Genomic DNA, 15,070 nt, shown 5'->3' on the forward strand with positions numbered 1-15,070 from the left:
TTGGGGTAAATTTTTAGTTTCCATACATCAAATTCGGAAGCCAAAGTGAGATTTGTGGGATATATGTTATTAATATAAGTCCGATAAATAGTGTCAATGTCCAAGGCAAACAAGCTACAATGACATCTTTTAAATTCATACCGGTTAGACCACTTGCGACAAACAAATTCAGTCCAACAGGTGGCGTTATCATACCGATCTCCATATTGACAATCATTAATATACCAAAGTGGATCGGATCTACACCAAGTGTTATGGCGATAGGCAAAAGCAAAGGTGTCATAATCATAACAACACTTGATGGCTCCATAAACTGCCCCATTATAAAAAGCATAATATTGACGATAATAAGAAATCCTATCTTGCCGATATTTGCATTAAGCATGGCTTCGGATATAATCTGTGGTATTTGCTCACTAGTAAGCAAATATGCAAAGACTACAGCATTTGTAATAATGAAAAATATCATCGCCGTCGTGAGTGCCGAGTCAAGGCAGATATTCCAAAGATCTTTTACCTTTATATCTCTATAGACTAAAAGAGAGATTACAAGTGCATAGATCGCACTAGCTCCGGCAGCCTCTGTTGGAGTAAAAATTCCACCATAAATTCCGCCTACAACCACCACTATGATAAGCAGGGCCCAAAATGCCTTACCAAATTTTTTAACGCGTTCTTTAAAACTCTCTGGCTTTCCAGCCTTAAAGCCGATCCTTTTTGCTCCCAAATATGTCTGAAGCAATAACATAGCTCCTAGCATAAGCCCTGGGACAACACCTGCCATAAAGAGCTTACCAATGCTTACTTCAGCCGTTACACCATAAACAATAAGAACAACTGAAGGAGGTATGAGAATTCCCAAAGATCCAGCAGTAGTTATGCCACCAACCGCATAAGTAGCTGGATATCCAGCCTCTTTGATAGCCACAAACATTATCGAGCCTATCGCTACAACAGTCGCTGGCGAACTACCAGAAACTGCCGCAAAAATAACACAAGCAAATATCGCACTCATCGGCAAACCGCCGGGCAAATGCCCTACTATCGACTTAGCGAAGTCGATTATACGTCTAGCCGAACCACCCTTGCTAAGCAAATTCCCGGCCAACACAAACATCGGTATCGCCATAAGTGAAAATTTATTAATGCCATCAAATATTAGTTGCGGTATTGTCGCCACATCAAGATCAGTAAAAAGCAACATAGTTAAAACCGTGCTAGCACCAAGCGAGATGGCAACCGGAACGCCAACAAGTATCAACGCAAAAAGAGATATAAATAAAAATGCTATAGTCATTTCAATCCTTTGATGCAGATACGGCATCGTGAACTAGCTCGGCTTCTGCGTTTTTAATAACTTGATCGGCTGGGGTATTTGCCACTTCGATGATCTTTTGACCAGCTCTATAGCTCGCACCTAAAAATGCAATAGGTAAAACGAGCATCGGTATCCACTGCGGAATACTTAAATCAACACTCATAAAATCCATCTCATTTAAAATTTGAAGATATTGGATGCTATAAACCACGATAAATAGCAAAAATACCATAGTCAAAATGTGTGAAAACACGACATAAATTTTTGCTAGTTGTGGTGGGAATTTCTCTATAAGTATCGTAACGCTTATATGTATGCCTTTTTTAAAGCCATAAGCTGCACCAAAAAATGCCGACCAAATAAAAAGGTAATTTGTCATCTCTCCAGCCCAAGCAAAACCGCTATTAAAAACATAACGCATCACGACATTTACAAAGGTTAGCAGCGTTCCAGCTGCTATACCTACAACGGCGATAGTTTTATTGATGCTAGTAACACCAACGTCTAATGTATGAAAAAATTTATACATATTACGCCTATTTTATCACTTCGCGTTGATAGTTTTTTCTATCAGATCTTTACCGATAACATCATAAAATTTAGGATAGATTGCCTTCATAGTATCAGACCATTGAGCTCTTTTTGCATCATCAAGCTCATATATCTCAAGCTTTTTAGTATCATTTGCATAATTTTTCAAAAGCTCGATGATATGCTTATCCTCTTTTGCTGTCTCAGCTCTTTCGTATTCTGTTGCCTCACTTAAAGCCTGAGTAAATTTAGTCTTTAAATCATCTGGCAAACTCTTCCAGAACTTATCACTCACCACAACTAAATAGCCCAAATATCCGTGATTTGAAAGTGTAAGCGAGCTTTGAACTTCATGGAATTTAGTGTTATAAAAATTTGAAAGCGGATTTTCAGTAGCATCTACAACACCTTGTTGAAGTGCTGAATAGACCTCAGAAAATGGTAAAATTTGCGGATTGCCACCAATCGCTTTAGTCTGCTCTTCAAGCACTTTTGAGCTTTGGATTCTAAACTTTTGTCCCTTTGCATCTTCAGGAACTATGATCGGCTTTTTGCTTGAGCTAAAATGTTTAAATCCTGCATCCCAATAATCAAGTGCAACAAAGCCTTTTTTTGTTATCAAATCTTTAAGCGTCTTGCCTACCTCGCCATCTTGGACTCTGTGTAGGTGGTCATCATTTTTAAAGATAAACGGTAGATCAAATAGCTGAAACTGAGGAACAATAGGTGTAAATTTAGAAAAACTTGGAGCCGCCATTTGAATGTTATTTAGCTTTAAACCACCAAAAACACGATCATCATCAACTAATTGAGCTGATGGGAAAACTTGCACCTTTATTGCACCATCGCTTAGTTCTTCAACGCGTTTAGCAAAGAAGTCTGCTGCTTTGCCCTTTGGTGCAGATGCTGCAACAACGTGAGCAAATTTGACAGTATAAACTTTATTTGCACCAAATGCACTAATGGCAACAGCACAACTTAATAATGTAGATATTAAAACCTTTTTCATCTTTTCTCCTTTCGAGATTTATTCTTGTTTTCAGGATTCATTATAAAAATTTTTAGTTATCTTGTATAGATTTTGTTACTATTTGAAACATATAAATTTTAAAAAATGTGTAAAAAAGTAACATTAATATTTTTTTACACATTTTAAAGGATAAAAATACTCAATTAATAATTTAGTTAAAATTATATAGTATAATGTCAGCATAATAAATTTAAAAAGGAGTAAATAATGTTTAAACTAAGAGAACTTCCATTTGATTCAAAGTCAAATGCAGTAGTAAGTGAACAGACCTGTAACTATCACTATGGGAAGCATCATGCAACATATGTAAATAACCTAAATAATCTAGTCTCTGGCACTAAATTTGAAAATGCTGGACTTTACGAGCTTTTAGTCGGTAGCGAAGGTGGACTATACAACAACGCTGCACAGGTTTATAATCACGACTTTTATTGGGATTGTATCGCTAAGAAAAGCGAAGCAAGTGCCGAGCTAAACGCTGCACTACAAGCAAATTTCACAAATTTTAAAGACGAGTTTATCAAAGCTGCGACTACGTTATTTGGCTCAGGCTGGTGCTGGTTAGTTTTTGATCCAGATAGTAAAAAGCTAGAGATCGTGCAAACCTCAAATGCCGTTACGCCAGTAACAAATGGCAAAGTGCCACTTTTGGTCGTTGATGTTTGGGAACATGCATACTATATCGATAACTTCAATGCACGTCCAAAATACCTTGAGATATTTTACGAAAATATAAATTGGGAATTCGTAAGCTCCGCTTATGAGTGGGCATTAAAAGAGGGGCTTGGCTCGGTAAAATTTTATATAAATGATCTGCACAAAGATAGTAAATGCTCTTTGAGTTGCGGCTGTCATTAAAATTTAATTACTAAATTTAAACTCTCATCGCCTTACGTAACCTTTCATGTAAGGCGATCTCTATAATTTTTTAAATTTTATAGATAAATTTGAGTTTATTTTATATTAAATCTTAAATTTTCCCGAATATTTACTTTTAAAAGATAAAATTTCAACTATTTTAAAATAAAAGGATTAAATATGAAAAAAATTTTAGCTTCGTCTTTAGTAGCATTAGCATTTTTAAGCGGTTGTGCGACATCAAGCACTAATACGCAAACAGCAACAATAGCACAAGAGACATATGTTATTCACTTTAGTGGCACTGGAAATCATGAAAAATATAAAGCAGTTTTAAGCTCAAATGATAACTTTGAAACAGCAAAATTTAATGACTCAATGGGCTATAAATTTGATATGAAGCGTGCAGTTGCTGCAAGTGGTATAAGAATGGTGAGCGATAAAGGCGTCGAGATACATTTTGCAAAAGGCGAAGGCGTGCTAAACTTCGGACACGGCGATATGTCACTAGTCTATCAAGATAAATAACTGTTACTCAAAATGGCTGGATCTAAAGCATTAGAACCAGCCAAATTTTATTTTGCTAATTTATATAAATTTATACCATTTTTTAGCCTTTTTAATCCTTCAAGTAGTCTTGATCTTTGTGTTGCAATATTCATACGCACAAAGGCACGATCGCTTCGGTAGATGTTGCCATCATTTAGCCAAAGACCAGTCTTCTCACGCAAAAATTTTGTAAATTGTGTCGCATCATCACAAAATGCTGAGCAGTCAAGCCATAAAAGATATGTTGCTTCACATCGCACTAAATGCACAGGCAAACTCTCATCTTTTATAAATTTATCAACGATACGTTTGTTTTCACTAACATACGCATTCATCTCATCAAGCCACGCACTACCTTTAGTGAATGCAGTAACTGCCGCCACGATCGCAAATGAGTTTGGCTCACCTATATCATCAGCATATACCGCTTGTTGGATCTGACGTCTTAATGTATCGTTTGGTGCGATTATGGCCGAGCTTTGAAGTCCAGCAATGTTAAATGCCTTTGTCGGCGAGATACAAGTGAGGCTATTTTGTGCGAATTCATCGCAAATGCCAGCAAACGGCGTGTAATGCCTACAAGGATCTGTGATATCACAATGAATTTCGTCTGAAACCACTAAAACATTATGCTTTAAGCAAAGCTCACCTATACGCTTTAGCTCATCTTTACTCCAAATTTTACCGATAGGATTGTGAGGATTGCAAAGTATCATCATCTTTGTGAGTGGATCTGATAGTTTTTGCTCAAGGTTATTAAAATCAATGCTATAGGCGTCACCATCGTAAAGTAGCTCATTTTGCACGATCTGCCTATCGTTATTTGTAATAGCACGATAAAAGACATGATAAACTGGGCTTTGGACTAAAATTTTATCACCAACTTTACTAAATTTACGTATCGCACTTGATATAGCTGGTATCACACCAGTACAAAACACCGCCCACTCTGTCTTAAACTTGACATTATGACGAGTCTGCCACCAAATACTAATCGCCTCTGCCCACTCATCTGGTATATGCGAGTAGCCAAATGTTCCTTTGTCTAACCGCTCTTTTAGTGTATCTAATATTTCGGGTGCAGCCTTAAAATCCATATCTGCCACCCACATAGGTAGCTCATCTTTTTGAGTATTCCATTTGGACGAAAATGTCCCGGCTCTATCAACTATCTCATCAAAGTTATACATAGCTAGTCCTTTTAAATTTAGATACTATAATTTTACTTTAGATTTTTTATTTAAGGCTTAAGAATTTAAAAGCGGATCATATAAATTTATTGATTTAAGTTAGAAAAATTATAAAGTGGCCGGGAGATAGGGATTCGAACCCCAGGAGGCTTTCACACCTCAACGGTTTTCAAGACCGCCGCTTTCGACCGCTCAGCCATCTCCCGAAATGAGTTTTGAGATTATAGCAAAATTTGCTTAAAATTTACTATAATTACTCAGTTTTCTCTTTGACGTAACTTGCTCCGTCATTGACTTTTTCTTTTGTCCATTGCGTAGCATTGTGTGTATCCTCTTTGATACCATGCCACGTATTCGAACAACCTAATAACATAAATAAAACTGCACATAAAGCCAAAAGTATATTTCGCATCTCTATCCTTTATATATGGAGGCGACACCCGGATTCGAACCGGGGGTAAAAGCTTTGCAGGCTTCTGCCTTACCACTTGGCCATGTCGCCAGTTTCAGTGGTGCCCGAGACCGGACTTGAACCGGTACGGTAAAAACTACCGAGGGATTTTAAGTCCCTTGCGTCTACCATTCCGCCACTCGGGCAATCATTAAAATGGAGCGGGAAACGAGATTCGAACTCGCGACCCCAACCTTGGCAAGGTTGTGCTCTACCCCTGAGCTATTCCCGCAATTTATATTTAAAAAATGCAATGTTACCCAAATTTTGCTTAAAAATTTATTTTTTCATATCAAATTTGTAAAATTCAAAATTTTATAAGTCTTTAAAGTGTAAAATAATCGAACTTTTGGGGTTATAGCTCAGCTGGGAGAGCGCTTGAATGGCATTCAAGAGGTCGGCGGTTCGATCCCGCTTAACTCCACCATTTTTATGTTTTAGTTTGTTTTATCTTGCTTCAAATTGTTTTAATAAACTCCTCAAAAATCAAGCTTTAAAATGTTTTTTCATTTTATTTTATTTTAAGTTATTTCAAATAAATTTATATGGTTTTAAGGATTTTTAACGGACAATTATACGGACTAAATAAATTTTTAGAAAATGAGGTCTGTTAAATGCCACGCATTAATCCGCCACTTACTGACACAGCGATGCGAGCGTTAAAACCAAAATATAAAGTGTATAAAAATCAAATAGCTAAAATCAATTTATCATAATAAGCAAAGTGAAAATCAATGGAAAATATATTTTTAGAATCATACGACGTATTCAAAGCTTGTACCAACTACAGTGGTCTTAAAATTTACAGTGATTTTCTAGAAAATAATAAGCGTTACTCTGTAACTCGTTGCTACTACGTCATAGTAGTAGATAATGTATTTCTAACCTATGCACATCTTATGCTTTATGAAGAGTGTTTGTATCTACTCTCGACACAAAATAAACTCAAAAATGGCAACTTCACACTCACGATCAAAAAAGCAGAGCTTGCTAAAAAATTTAAAACTGATATATCAAAAAGTGCCACCGAAGCGTTAAAGCGACTAAATGAGTTAAAAGATGTTAAAATTTCAATCCTAGTAAAAGATAAAATCGATAAACAAATGAGTATCATCGATGCTATAAACGTCGCTAATGCTGAAAAATATAGCGATATACCAGAAGATATCAGTATAATGTTAAATAAAGAATTCCTTTCGCTTTATCGATGCAACTACATCGATAAAATCGAGTATCTAAACAACTTTGACTTAGAACAAGGTAGCTTTATACGGTATTTTATTCAGCACGGATTAGATGGTGGTGTAAAAAGCTCAGCCATACTTGATAAGATGAATATCGGATATCTGCCGTTTTCAAGAAAACGTAAATTCGAGCAAGAGATCGCGACTATAAAATTTTATAATAAAAATGAAAAATATCAAGTTAAAGACGGCTTTGTGGTACTAGAACGCGACGAATTTAATGTTATCGATAATCAAAATGCAAGTATAGCTTTTTTCAAGGCAATTTATAAAAATGTTATGACAAATTTTAATAAAAACATTATCTTAAGAAGCGAAGATTTAAGCGATTATTATGCTAGATTTGGTAATTTTACTAATGCAAATTCGCTCTTTCGACTCATCACAAATATCGACTTAATGCTTAATCAAAGCACACAAAACAGTAGCGATGATATAGCATATTTCTCGCGTTTTATAAAAAGTGTAGTCTGTAAAAAAGATAAAAATGAGCTAATCATACATCTTGAACTAACTCAAAAAGGATTAGAATACATCCTAACGCGTCGTGCAAATATGGACTTATGGGATATAGAGTCTTTGGACTACGGACTAACCGAGTATCCTGCAATTTTGTGTAATATCAAAAACTAATCAAGCGATTTCATACACGAGATAATATCTTTAAATTTGCCATCTTTTTCGCATTGTAAAAGTCGCTCGTTTATCTTTATCATCTCGTAAGTGTAGTTTGAGTTTAAAATTTCTTGCATAAATTTGTTCGTGTCGCTTTTAGCAACGATGGGATACATATTTTTCCACTCATCAGTTATCCACCATCCGCATTTAGAGATACAGTCAAAATCGCTTAAAATCTCACCTTTTAACCACATCGCCACATCATCGACTTTTGTAATGTCGTTAGAGACAAAGTCAAGACATTTACCATCTTTTAAATTTATAAACAGTCTATATCCAAATGAACCGATATCGCCTTCATTGCATATACGAAACTGAAAAGTCGAATCGCTAAATTTAGTATGTGAGATACAAGTTTGGTGTTTAAAAAGAAAATTTGGAAAGGAGTTAAACCGCTTATCATCGCTTATAAATTCCCATTCACAGCTTGGATTCTTTTGCAAAAATTTAACTATTGCAAGTGTAATAAACTCTTTTTGGCACTCATATTCATAAGAGAAAAAGTCGAATTTTTCAGCGTTTTTATCTTGTATATATTTAAATTTCATTATTAACTTTCTAATTTAAACCTAGTGATTATAACGAATAATTCATTAAAAATTTAAATTTATCTCAGATTTTTAGTAAATAAAATTTAATATTTTAAAGAGCAAATTTTAATAGTTCTGATGTTTTTTATAGCTAGAATTTTTCTTTGGCTTAAACTAGAAAAAATGTTTAGTTATTGGATTTGATTTAGTAGGCATAGATATGCTAGTGCTTACAATGGACTTGAAATTTTAGTAGCTCATACAAAGTTATGGGTCATTGTTGTAAATTTATGTGTCTTTATATTTTTAGCATTTATCATCTTTGCTAGTAAAAATTTAGGTGAGATAATGAGAAAATCTCAAGATGGCGAATTAAGAGAAAATGGCGTAAATAAAATAGCCATTTTTAAAAGATAATAAAAATTTAAAGACAGAGTAGCCGCATTTTGCTTAAATCTCATATAATTTTATTGCAATAATACTCTTTAAACTAAAATGTTAAATAGCAAGGCCAGCAAAGCTAGTCTTGCAAATTTATTAAAAAAGGAGGGGCTTAAAAAATATAAAAGGCACCAAATACTATAAATACTCTTAGGCAGAATCCACCCACTAAAACACCTACTTCGCTTAAAACACTGCCTTTTATCTCATCTGTTGCTACGCAGACACTACCGTTTGCACTAGCAACACAGCAACTACTAAATAAGCTCTTTGCTCCACTTGTAAGCGGTAAAACAAGCCCAAATAAGACAAATCCCACCCAAAAACAAAATGCAAGTGATCCCATAGCGATCTTGCTAATACTTGCCATACCAGCAGCTTCATTGCCAACTAAGCCAAATAACATTATGATAGCGACTATCTCAAATAGCACAAGATAAGTGTGAAATTTATGGCTTTTATGTGTCAAAGTTTTACCACTATTTAAAAGAGAGATAGCATTTGCACTAAAGCCTGTTGAAATCGCTGAAATAGTAAATAATATCGGTAGCCAGATACTATTCCAAAGCGGAATCGCCTTAACCACGTATAGCAAAAGTCCGGTATACCCCATCACGCCAATAGCTAAAAGTGAGCCGATCGTAAGCATAACATCGCAGAGTTTATTATCTTTTTTAACTTGCAAAAATACAAGCAGACTAACGATTATGAAAAACGTCAACAGATACGTACCTATACTCATCATAGAGGTAGGACGAGTATAAAGTTGTATAAGTTTAACAGGACTAATCATAGCACTTGGTGCTAGATCAAATAGCAAAAGCACAGTGCCTATGATGACCGCAACTGGTGCTAAGACAAAGCCAAATTTATAAAATTGATCGCTCATCTTGCCAAAAAATCCCTTATAAGCCAGAGTTGCACATAAAAACGCTCCAGCACCTAGACCACCTAAAAATAGATATATGGCGATAAGCCATCCCCAAGTTGTTTGCTCCATTTTTATATCCTTTAAATTTTTTCTATAGAGGTTACACTCTTTAAATTTATAATCTCATTTTGCAAGTATAAATTTAAAAACTCTCCAAAAGCTAACCAGATTTTAAGCTTTGCTGCGTTATTTACGCAGTTTGCAAACTCACTAAACCACATCTTGGCGTGAGTGTTTATAAACTCTGCCTTTACCCTAGCAAATTCCAAAGCTCGATCGCCTAAATCAACCTCAAAACTTTTTAAAGCTTTAAAGCTTAAAAAATAAAGACATTGTAGCTCAAATCCTATAAAATCATCAGGAAATTTATCAAATTTTTCCTCTTGCACTTTTAGTCCAATGCTATCATAAAATCCCCTAACTTGCATAGTTTTTTCACCAAAAATAGTCTTATAATCAAAATATGCACTCTCATAAGGCACAGCCTTTGGGCGACGAGGTCCAACAAAAAGAGCATTAAACTCATATCTAGCTTCATCTAAAGCATCATTGTCATCTTTTAGCTTTAAAAGCTCTGTTATAAATTTATGTTCTTTAAATTTATAACTTAAATTTGATGCAATAGCCAAAAACTCATCTAAATTTTCACTTTTAAGCTCTTGTAAAAATAGCCGTCTTAATAGATCTTCAACATATATGCTACGGCTTAAATTTTGCCTTAAATTTGACTGCATATCTTAGCCTTTAGTGTATAAACTCATTGCGTTTCATACGTGGATAGAAGCGAATATTTGGCTTTGTAAAAAAGTGTTTAAATCCAACCATCTCTTTTTGCATACCAGCACTATCGCTCACATCACTATCAACTAGTTTAAGCACTCCGCACGGACATCCTGCTACACACGCTGGTTCTTCACCACGCTCAATCTTTTCGGCACAGAGATTACACTTTTGTGCTTTACCATCAAAACCTTTAGTGATAGAGCCATACGGACATGCAAGCAGACAGTATCCACAACCGATACATTTATTGTGAAGTGGCTGGACGATGCCATTTTCAAGCTTTTCGTAAGCTCCAACCGGGCAGACGTCCATACAGGCTGGGTTATCGCAGTGATGACAAGAGTGAGTGATAAACATCTCTTTTTCTATGCCATCTTCGTGGATAAGCATCATATCGACGTGTCGCCAGTTGATATCTGGATGTTGGTTATGATAAACTTGACAAGACACCTCACACGCCTTGCAACCTATGCAAAAATTTTCATCAAATAAAAATCCAAGTTTTCGTTTCATTGTTATGCTCCCATCTCTTGTTTGGCTGCTTTTTTGACTTCGCAAAAACTAGCCGTATATGTTGAGCCATTGCCAAGATCGCTCACGCCATCACTACAAAGGATATTTGCACCGGTGCGAGATTTAGTCACTTTTACCCAGATGTTATTCCACGCGTAGCAAATCCCAGGCTTCATCTGAGATGTCTGCACTGCTGTAAATACCGCTGTACCTTTCTCATTTGTCGCCTCAACAGTATCTCCATCTTTGATACCACGAGCGTCCATATCTTCTTTAGTCATAAATAGCTCAGCATTGCCTTTAACTATAACACGTTTTAGTATGTAAGGCATATTACCCCAATTTGAATTATCTTGTAGCTGCGTACCCGGTGTCATAAAGTAAAGTGGGTATTTTTTGATATACTCTTTACCAAATTTTTCATTATAATAATCCCAGTCATCATTAAGGTCAATAACTGGATGATAACCAGCCTCTTTAAAGGTCTTTGAGTATAGCTCAGCCTTACCACTTTCAGTGCCAAATACTAACTTATCTTTTGGTGCATAAGGATAGTATGGGAACTGTTCCTTCATCGTCTCTGGTGTCCTAAATGGCTTGATCCAGCCGATAGTCTTTAGCTTTTCATATGTGATATTTTGCTTTTTGGCAAATTCCGTATCAAGGAAGCGTCTGCAAACAGTTTCGCTATCCCAATCAAAGCACTCTTCTGTATACCCCATAGCCTTTGCAAGAGCGTTAAAAAACTCTAAATTTGTCTTAGCCTCGCCAAGTGGCTTCACGCTTTGTGCGTTGTAGCATACATAGCCAGAAATTTGATCATTTTGTATATCTTCGCTCTCCATAAATGTAACACCTGGAAGCACATAATCAGCATAATCACAAGTATCAATATCGTAAGGGTCAATAACAACTAAAAAGAAATCATCATCCATTATTCGTTTTTTAATTAAATTCGTATTTGGTGCCGTCACCATTAAATTTGAATTATAATGTATACAGGCTTTTATAGGAGTTGGTACTGGTTTGTCAAGATATGTCGCACCTTGCTTTTGTATACCTTTACCAAATTCTACATAGCTTATTTGTTGGCGTTTTATCTTATTACCATTTTCATCTTTGGGCGATAGATCTGGCATACAGTTATCAAAGTTAAAGCAACCTTTTACATGCACGTAAGCCCAAAAAAGCCCACCACCAAGCTTAGTAAGTGAGCCAACTAACACAGGTAAAAATGTAACCGCACGAACTAGCCTTGCACCGTTAAAGTGTCTTTGTCCGCCATCACCATGCATGATGGCTGGAGCTTTTGCGTGAGCGTATTCTCTAGCAAATACTTTTATTTGATCCACGCTTGCACCGCACATATGTGCTAACTCTCCATAAGTATAAAGCGAGCATTCTTTTACCAGCTCATCAAAGCCCATTGTATATTTTTCTACAAATTCATGGTCATAAAGATCCTCTTCTATAAGCACTTTACAAACCGCTAGACAAAATGCTGGATCACTTGAAGGTTTTAGCTGGATAAACATATCAGCTTGATTTGCTAGTGGGACGCGAATAGTATTTATAACGATTATCTTACCACCTCTTTTTTTAACGCGATGTGCAAAGCGGACCCAATGAACGGCAGTATAGGATTCGTTTGATCCCCAACTTATATACATATCACTCTCATCAACTTCAAGTGCATCTTTTGAAAAGTCAGTGCCGATAACGCTTGGTGTGCCAGCATAGCGTGGCCAATCGCAAGGGTTTCTAACAAGTCTTGTCGCACCATATTTCTCTAAAAAATTTCCAGGAGCGATAGTCTTTGAGATATGCCCTTCGTTACCAGAATAGACAAACTCAGTCAGTGCTTCACCACCAAATTTTTCCTTTATATCAGTAAGTCTAGCTGCAATCTCTTTAAGTGCTTGATCCCAGCTTATTCTCTCCCATTTTCCCTCGCCTTTTTTACCAACTCGCTTCATCGGATACATTATGCGATCAGCGTTATATAAGTGCATAGCGTATGTATGGCCTTTAACACAGGCCGTGCCTTGTGTGAGTGGATGAGCCGGATCTCCGGTGATGCCGACCATCTTACCATCAACTACTTCTGCTATAAGTGCACATGCATCTCGACAATTTCTAGGACAGGTTAGATGATGATAGGTAGCGTTTGAGTTTTTATATGATTTTGGGTTAAAATCAACTTCAAACTGCTCCATACCAAAAAGTGATGGTGTGGTGCTAGCAACCGCTAAACCTGCACCAGCACCCTTTAAAAACGAACGTCTTTGCATTTCTTCTCCTTTCAAATTTGCCTTTATTTGTAAGCTATTTTGAAAATATACTTACTCTATTTTCTTTACCCTCACGTGAAAAGATATAAAATTTGCCATCTTTTACACTAATCGCCCTAGAATCGCTTAAGCCGCTAAAACTATATGCATTTACTATCTGCTTTTCTTTTAAATTTAGCTCTAAAATCGTTGAGAAATTTTTACTAAGTAAATACGCTACATCGCCTTGCAAATCAATGCCAGTTATGTAATATCCGCTTAGATCCTTGCCATCTTTTAACTTTAAATTTGCATTAATACTTGGGATATATTCTTCAAGCACCATCTTATCATCACCATCAAACACGCCGATACTCCAACTAGGACGCACATCATTTGGCACGGAGGCGATTATAAATTTATTACTCATTGCGTCATAGTCAAAGTCTAAGATGTATTGCTGTTTTGCACGTATAGTAAAAAAGCGATTTTTGTTACCAAAGTCGTTTAAGCGGAATTTATCCCAACCAGCTAAGAGATGTCTCCACTGGCTATTTTGCTCATCTTTATCTATAATATCTACCGGCTCATAAGATACAAATGTCTTGTTAAAACTTATCATCGCAACTTCATTTTTATACCATGTTGCACCTACGCTAGCTTCCATTTCCATAATAAAATGTCTATCGTGCTTACCATATCTTAGTGGATTAAAGCTCTCATCAGTTACGTAAAATTCATTGTCTTTTGAGACAAGCACAAACTGCTTTTTATCCGCATCATAGTCTGCTCCCGTTATGGCATTTGCGTTTTCTAGCTTTAAAGTGATACTATTTTCTGCTTTTAGTGGAGTTAAGCCCTCTATCGCTCCAGCGTTGCTATTTAGATCAAACTCAAAGGCCATCGATAACCCTGCCACACACATTAAGCATATTAAACTTTTTAAATTTTTCATCTTTTATCCTTTAATTTGGTAGGTCTGGAAGCTCTGGATTCCAATCAAACCTAAAATCAAGATCGCTTTGCCAATGATCCATCTCCCAAAACCATTTGCTTATATCAAAGCTCATCCTTGGTGGAGTGCTTGAGCCAAGATATGGTGGCACACCTGATGTGATGAAAGCCTGAAGGCAGTTTGCACCGACTATTACGATAAATGTAAGCGTTGCTAGTTTGCCAAGTGGCAAGTAGTGTATAAATTTACCATATTCACCATCTTGAGATTTTCTCATTATCTCGCCTAAATTTTTACTAGCAAAGATGATAAATGCTAAAAATATAAAGACACATAAATTTACAACAATAACCCATAACTGTGTATGAGCTCCTAAAATTTCAAGTCCAAAGCCCTGTTTTATATCAAGATATCCGCCAAATATGCCATCAATGCTATAATGTATAAAGCCATTAAACAACCCCCAACATGCCATCAAAATAAGTGCAGCAAGGTAGCTTGGCTTTACGCCATAACGAACGATGAAAAGTGCGATCAAAGCGATAGCTATCATCGTGATACGCTCCGCCCAGCACATAACACAAGGACTATCACCCATACCAAAACCAAGCACGATACAAGCTATACCGACTGGAAGTGCGATAAGGATTAGTGCAGCTAATGACATAAGGTTAAAAAATATCTTCTCTTCTTCTTTTATCATACTGCCATTTTTATAGCATTCTGATTGGCGTGAGTTACAATTTCCTTTTAAATTTTGTGCCATATTAACACCAAATGTTTCTTGCTCTTGCATCT

Annotated in this window: 15 protein-coding genes and 5 tRNA genes; 4 read left to right on the forward strand and 16 right to left on the reverse strand. The window is 36.2% G+C overall.

Going from position 1 to position 15,070, the window contains the following annotated elements; all coding sequences use genetic code 11:
• Positions 1-13: 13 nt before the first annotated feature.
• From KDE13_RS07015 to KDE13_RS07025, 3 genes are read right to left on the reverse strand one after another with little or no spacing between them, the layout of a single operon-like run.
• Positions 14-1,297, reverse strand: a complete 1,284-nt coding sequence (locus tag KDE13_RS07015; protein ID WP_212142145.1) for a TRAP transporter large permease — start codon at positions 1,295-1,297, stop codon at positions 14-16.
• Between the two features lies 1 nt (position 1,298).
• Entirely contained in the window at positions 1,299-1,847 is a 549-nt protein-coding gene (locus tag KDE13_RS07020; protein WP_212139847.1) for a TRAP transporter small permease, read from the reverse strand.
• A gap of 15 nt (positions 1,848-1,862) precedes the next feature.
• Complete coding sequence (locus tag KDE13_RS07025) at positions 1,863-2,858, reverse strand: DctP family TRAP transporter solute-binding subunit (RefSeq protein ID WP_212139846.1); 996 nt, start codon at positions 2,856-2,858, stop codon at positions 1,863-1,865.
• A gap of 228 nt (positions 2,859-3,086) precedes the next feature.
• Between KDE13_RS07025 and sodB the strand changes: the two genes are divergently transcribed.
• Both sodB and KDE13_RS07035 read left to right on the forward strand, forming a co-directional pair.
• Positions 3,087-3,737 carry a superoxide dismutase gene (gene sodB, locus KDE13_RS07030; RefSeq protein WP_212139845.1) on the forward strand — a complete coding sequence of 217 codons (651 nt, stop codon included), beginning with the start codon at positions 3,087-3,089 and terminating at the stop codon, positions 3,735-3,737.
• 180 nt (positions 3,738-3,917) lie between these two features.
• The gene (locus tag KDE13_RS07035) at positions 3,918-4,265 is read left to right on the forward strand and encodes a hypothetical protein (protein WP_212142147.1); all 348 of its coding nucleotides are present in this window, start codon (positions 3,918-3,920) and stop codon (positions 4,263-4,265) included.
• 47 nt (positions 4,266-4,312) lie between these two features.
• Here KDE13_RS07035 and KDE13_RS07040 read toward each other — a convergent pair whose 3' ends face one another.
• The 6 genes from KDE13_RS07040 to KDE13_RS07065 form a co-directional block, all read right to left on the reverse strand.
• Positions 4,313-5,476: a MalY/PatB family protein gene (locus tag KDE13_RS07040; protein WP_212143217.1), complete on the reverse strand. Its 1,164-nt coding sequence runs from the start codon at positions 5,474-5,476 to the stop codon at positions 4,313-4,315.
• A gap of 116 nt (positions 5,477-5,592) precedes the next feature.
• A tRNA-Ser gene (locus tag KDE13_RS07045) sits at positions 5,593-5,682 on the reverse strand.
• Positions 5,683-5,729: 47 nt separating this feature from the next.
• Entirely contained in the window at positions 5,730-5,888 is a 159-nt protein-coding gene (locus KDE13_RS07050; RefSeq protein WP_212139842.1) for a hypothetical protein, read from the reverse strand.
• A gap of 16 nt (positions 5,889-5,904) precedes the next feature.
• Positions 5,905-5,978 (reverse strand) — tRNA-Cys (locus tag KDE13_RS07055).
• A gap of 8 nt (positions 5,979-5,986) precedes the next feature.
• Positions 5,987-6,073 (reverse strand) — tRNA-Leu (locus tag KDE13_RS07060).
• 11 nt (positions 6,074-6,084) lie between these two features.
• A tRNA-Gly gene (locus KDE13_RS07065) sits at positions 6,085-6,159 on the reverse strand.
• A gap of 119 nt (positions 6,160-6,278) precedes the next feature.
• Between KDE13_RS07065 and KDE13_RS07070 the strand changes: the two genes are divergently transcribed.
• Together KDE13_RS07070 and KDE13_RS07075 are read left to right on the forward strand one after the other, a co-directional pair.
• Positions 6,279-6,354: transfer RNA gene (locus tag KDE13_RS07070), tRNA-Ala, on the forward strand.
• Between the two features lie 307 nt (positions 6,355-6,661).
• Positions 6,662-7,804, forward strand: coding sequence for a hypothetical protein (locus tag KDE13_RS07075; RefSeq protein WP_212143218.1), 1,143 nt, complete (start codon positions 6,662-6,664; stop codon positions 7,802-7,804).
• Here the strand turns inward: KDE13_RS07075 and KDE13_RS07080 are convergent.
• The 7 genes from KDE13_RS07080 to KDE13_RS07110 all read right to left on the reverse strand — a co-directional run bounded on the left by KDE13_RS07080 (position 7,801) and on the right by KDE13_RS07110 (position 15,068).
• Positions 7,801-8,397, reverse strand: coding sequence for an effector protein (locus tag KDE13_RS07080; RefSeq protein WP_212143219.1), 597 nt, complete (start codon positions 8,395-8,397; stop codon positions 7,801-7,803). The two genes, KDE13_RS07075 and KDE13_RS07080, sit on opposite strands and share 4 nt — an antisense overlap.
• Before the next feature lie 535 nt (positions 8,398-8,932).
• Complete coding sequence (gene nrfD / locus KDE13_RS07085) at positions 8,933-9,820, reverse strand: NrfD/PsrC family molybdoenzyme membrane anchor subunit (RefSeq protein ID WP_212143220.1); 888 nt, start codon at positions 9,818-9,820, stop codon at positions 8,933-8,935.
• A gap of 11 nt (positions 9,821-9,831) precedes the next feature.
• Positions 9,832-10,485, reverse strand: coding sequence for a TorD/DmsD family molecular chaperone (locus KDE13_RS07090; RefSeq protein WP_212143221.1), 654 nt, complete (start codon positions 10,483-10,485; stop codon positions 9,832-9,834).
• 10 nt (positions 10,486-10,495) lie between these two features.
• A complete protein-coding gene (locus KDE13_RS07095; protein ID WP_212143222.1) occupies positions 10,496-11,047 on the reverse strand; it encodes a 4Fe-4S dicluster domain-containing protein in 552 nt (183 codons plus the stop codon).
• Positions 11,048-11,049: 2 nt separating this feature from the next.
• Positions 11,050-13,338: a molybdopterin-containing oxidoreductase family protein gene (locus tag KDE13_RS07100; RefSeq protein WP_212139771.1), complete on the reverse strand. Its 2,289-nt coding sequence runs from the start codon at positions 13,336-13,338 to the stop codon at positions 11,050-11,052.
• A 34-nt stretch (positions 13,339-13,372) separates the two neighbouring features.
• On the reverse strand, positions 13,373-14,272 hold the full coding sequence (locus KDE13_RS07105; RefSeq protein ID WP_212143224.1) for a hypothetical protein: 900 nt from the start codon (positions 14,270-14,272) through the stop codon (positions 13,373-13,375).
• Between the two features lie 10 nt (positions 14,273-14,282).
• The gene (locus KDE13_RS07110) at positions 14,283-15,068 is read right to left on the reverse strand and encodes a disulfide bond formation protein B (RefSeq protein ID WP_212143226.1); all 786 of its coding nucleotides are present in this window, start codon (positions 15,066-15,068) and stop codon (positions 14,283-14,285) included.
• Between the last annotated feature and the right edge of the window lie 2 nt (positions 15,069-15,070).

This window comes from Campylobacter anatolicus (assembly GCF_018145655.1).
Taxonomy (GTDB): domain Bacteria; phylum Campylobacterota; class Campylobacteria; order Campylobacterales; family Campylobacteraceae; genus Campylobacter_A; species Campylobacter_A anatolicus.

What these genes read in the sequence shown, in the direction of transcription:
- KDE13_RS07015 (WP_212142145.1), bottom strand. Translation starts at nt 1,297, where the DNA reads ATGACTATAGCATTTTTATTTATATCTCTTTTTGCGTTGATACTTGTT.
- KDE13_RS07020 (WP_212139847.1), bottom strand. Translation starts at nt 1,847, where the DNA reads ATGTATAAATTTTTTCATACATTAGACGTTGGTGTTACTAGCATCAAT.
- KDE13_RS07025 (WP_212139846.1), bottom strand. Translation starts at nt 2,858, where the DNA reads ATGAAAAAGGTTTTAATATCTACATTATTAAGTTGTGCTGTTGCCATT.
- sodB (WP_212139845.1), top strand. Translation starts at nt 3,087, where the DNA reads ATGTTTAAACTAAGAGAACTTCCATTTGATTCAAAGTCAAATGCAGTA.
- KDE13_RS07035 (WP_212142147.1), top strand. Translation starts at nt 3,918, where the DNA reads ATGAAAAAAATTTTAGCTTCGTCTTTAGTAGCATTAGCATTTTTAAGC.
- KDE13_RS07040 (WP_212143217.1), bottom strand. Translation starts at nt 5,476, where the DNA reads ATGTATAACTTTGATGAGATAGTTGATAGAGCCGGGACATTTTCGTCC.
- KDE13_RS07050 (WP_212139842.1), bottom strand. Translation starts at nt 5,888, where the DNA reads ATGCGAAATATACTTTTGGCTTTATGTGCAGTTTTATTTATGTTATTA.
- KDE13_RS07075 (WP_212143218.1), top strand. Translation starts at nt 6,662, where the DNA reads ATGGAAAATATATTTTTAGAATCATACGACGTATTCAAAGCTTGTACC.
- KDE13_RS07080 (WP_212143219.1), bottom strand. Translation starts at nt 8,397, where the DNA reads ATGAAATTTAAATATATACAAGATAAAAACGCTGAAAAATTCGACTTT.
- nrfD (WP_212143220.1), bottom strand. Translation starts at nt 9,820, where the DNA reads ATGGAGCAAACAACTTGGGGATGGCTTATCGCCATATATCTATTTTTA.
- KDE13_RS07090 (WP_212143221.1), bottom strand. Translation starts at nt 10,485, where the DNA reads ATGCAGTCAAATTTAAGGCAAAATTTAAGCCGTAGCATATATGTTGAA.
- KDE13_RS07095 (WP_212143222.1), bottom strand. Translation starts at nt 11,047, where the DNA reads ATGAAACGAAAACTTGGATTTTTATTTGATGAAAATTTTTGCATAGGT.
- KDE13_RS07100 (WP_212139771.1), bottom strand. Translation starts at nt 13,338, where the DNA reads ATGCAAAGACGTTCGTTTTTAAAGGGTGCTGGTGCAGGTTTAGCGGTT.
- KDE13_RS07105 (WP_212143224.1), bottom strand. Translation starts at nt 14,272, where the DNA reads ATGAAAAATTTAAAAAGTTTAATATGCTTAATGTGTGTGGCAGGGTTA.
- KDE13_RS07110 (WP_212143226.1), bottom strand. Translation starts at nt 15,068, where the DNA reads ATGCAAGAGCAAGAAACATTTGGTGTTAATATGGCACAAAATTTAAAA.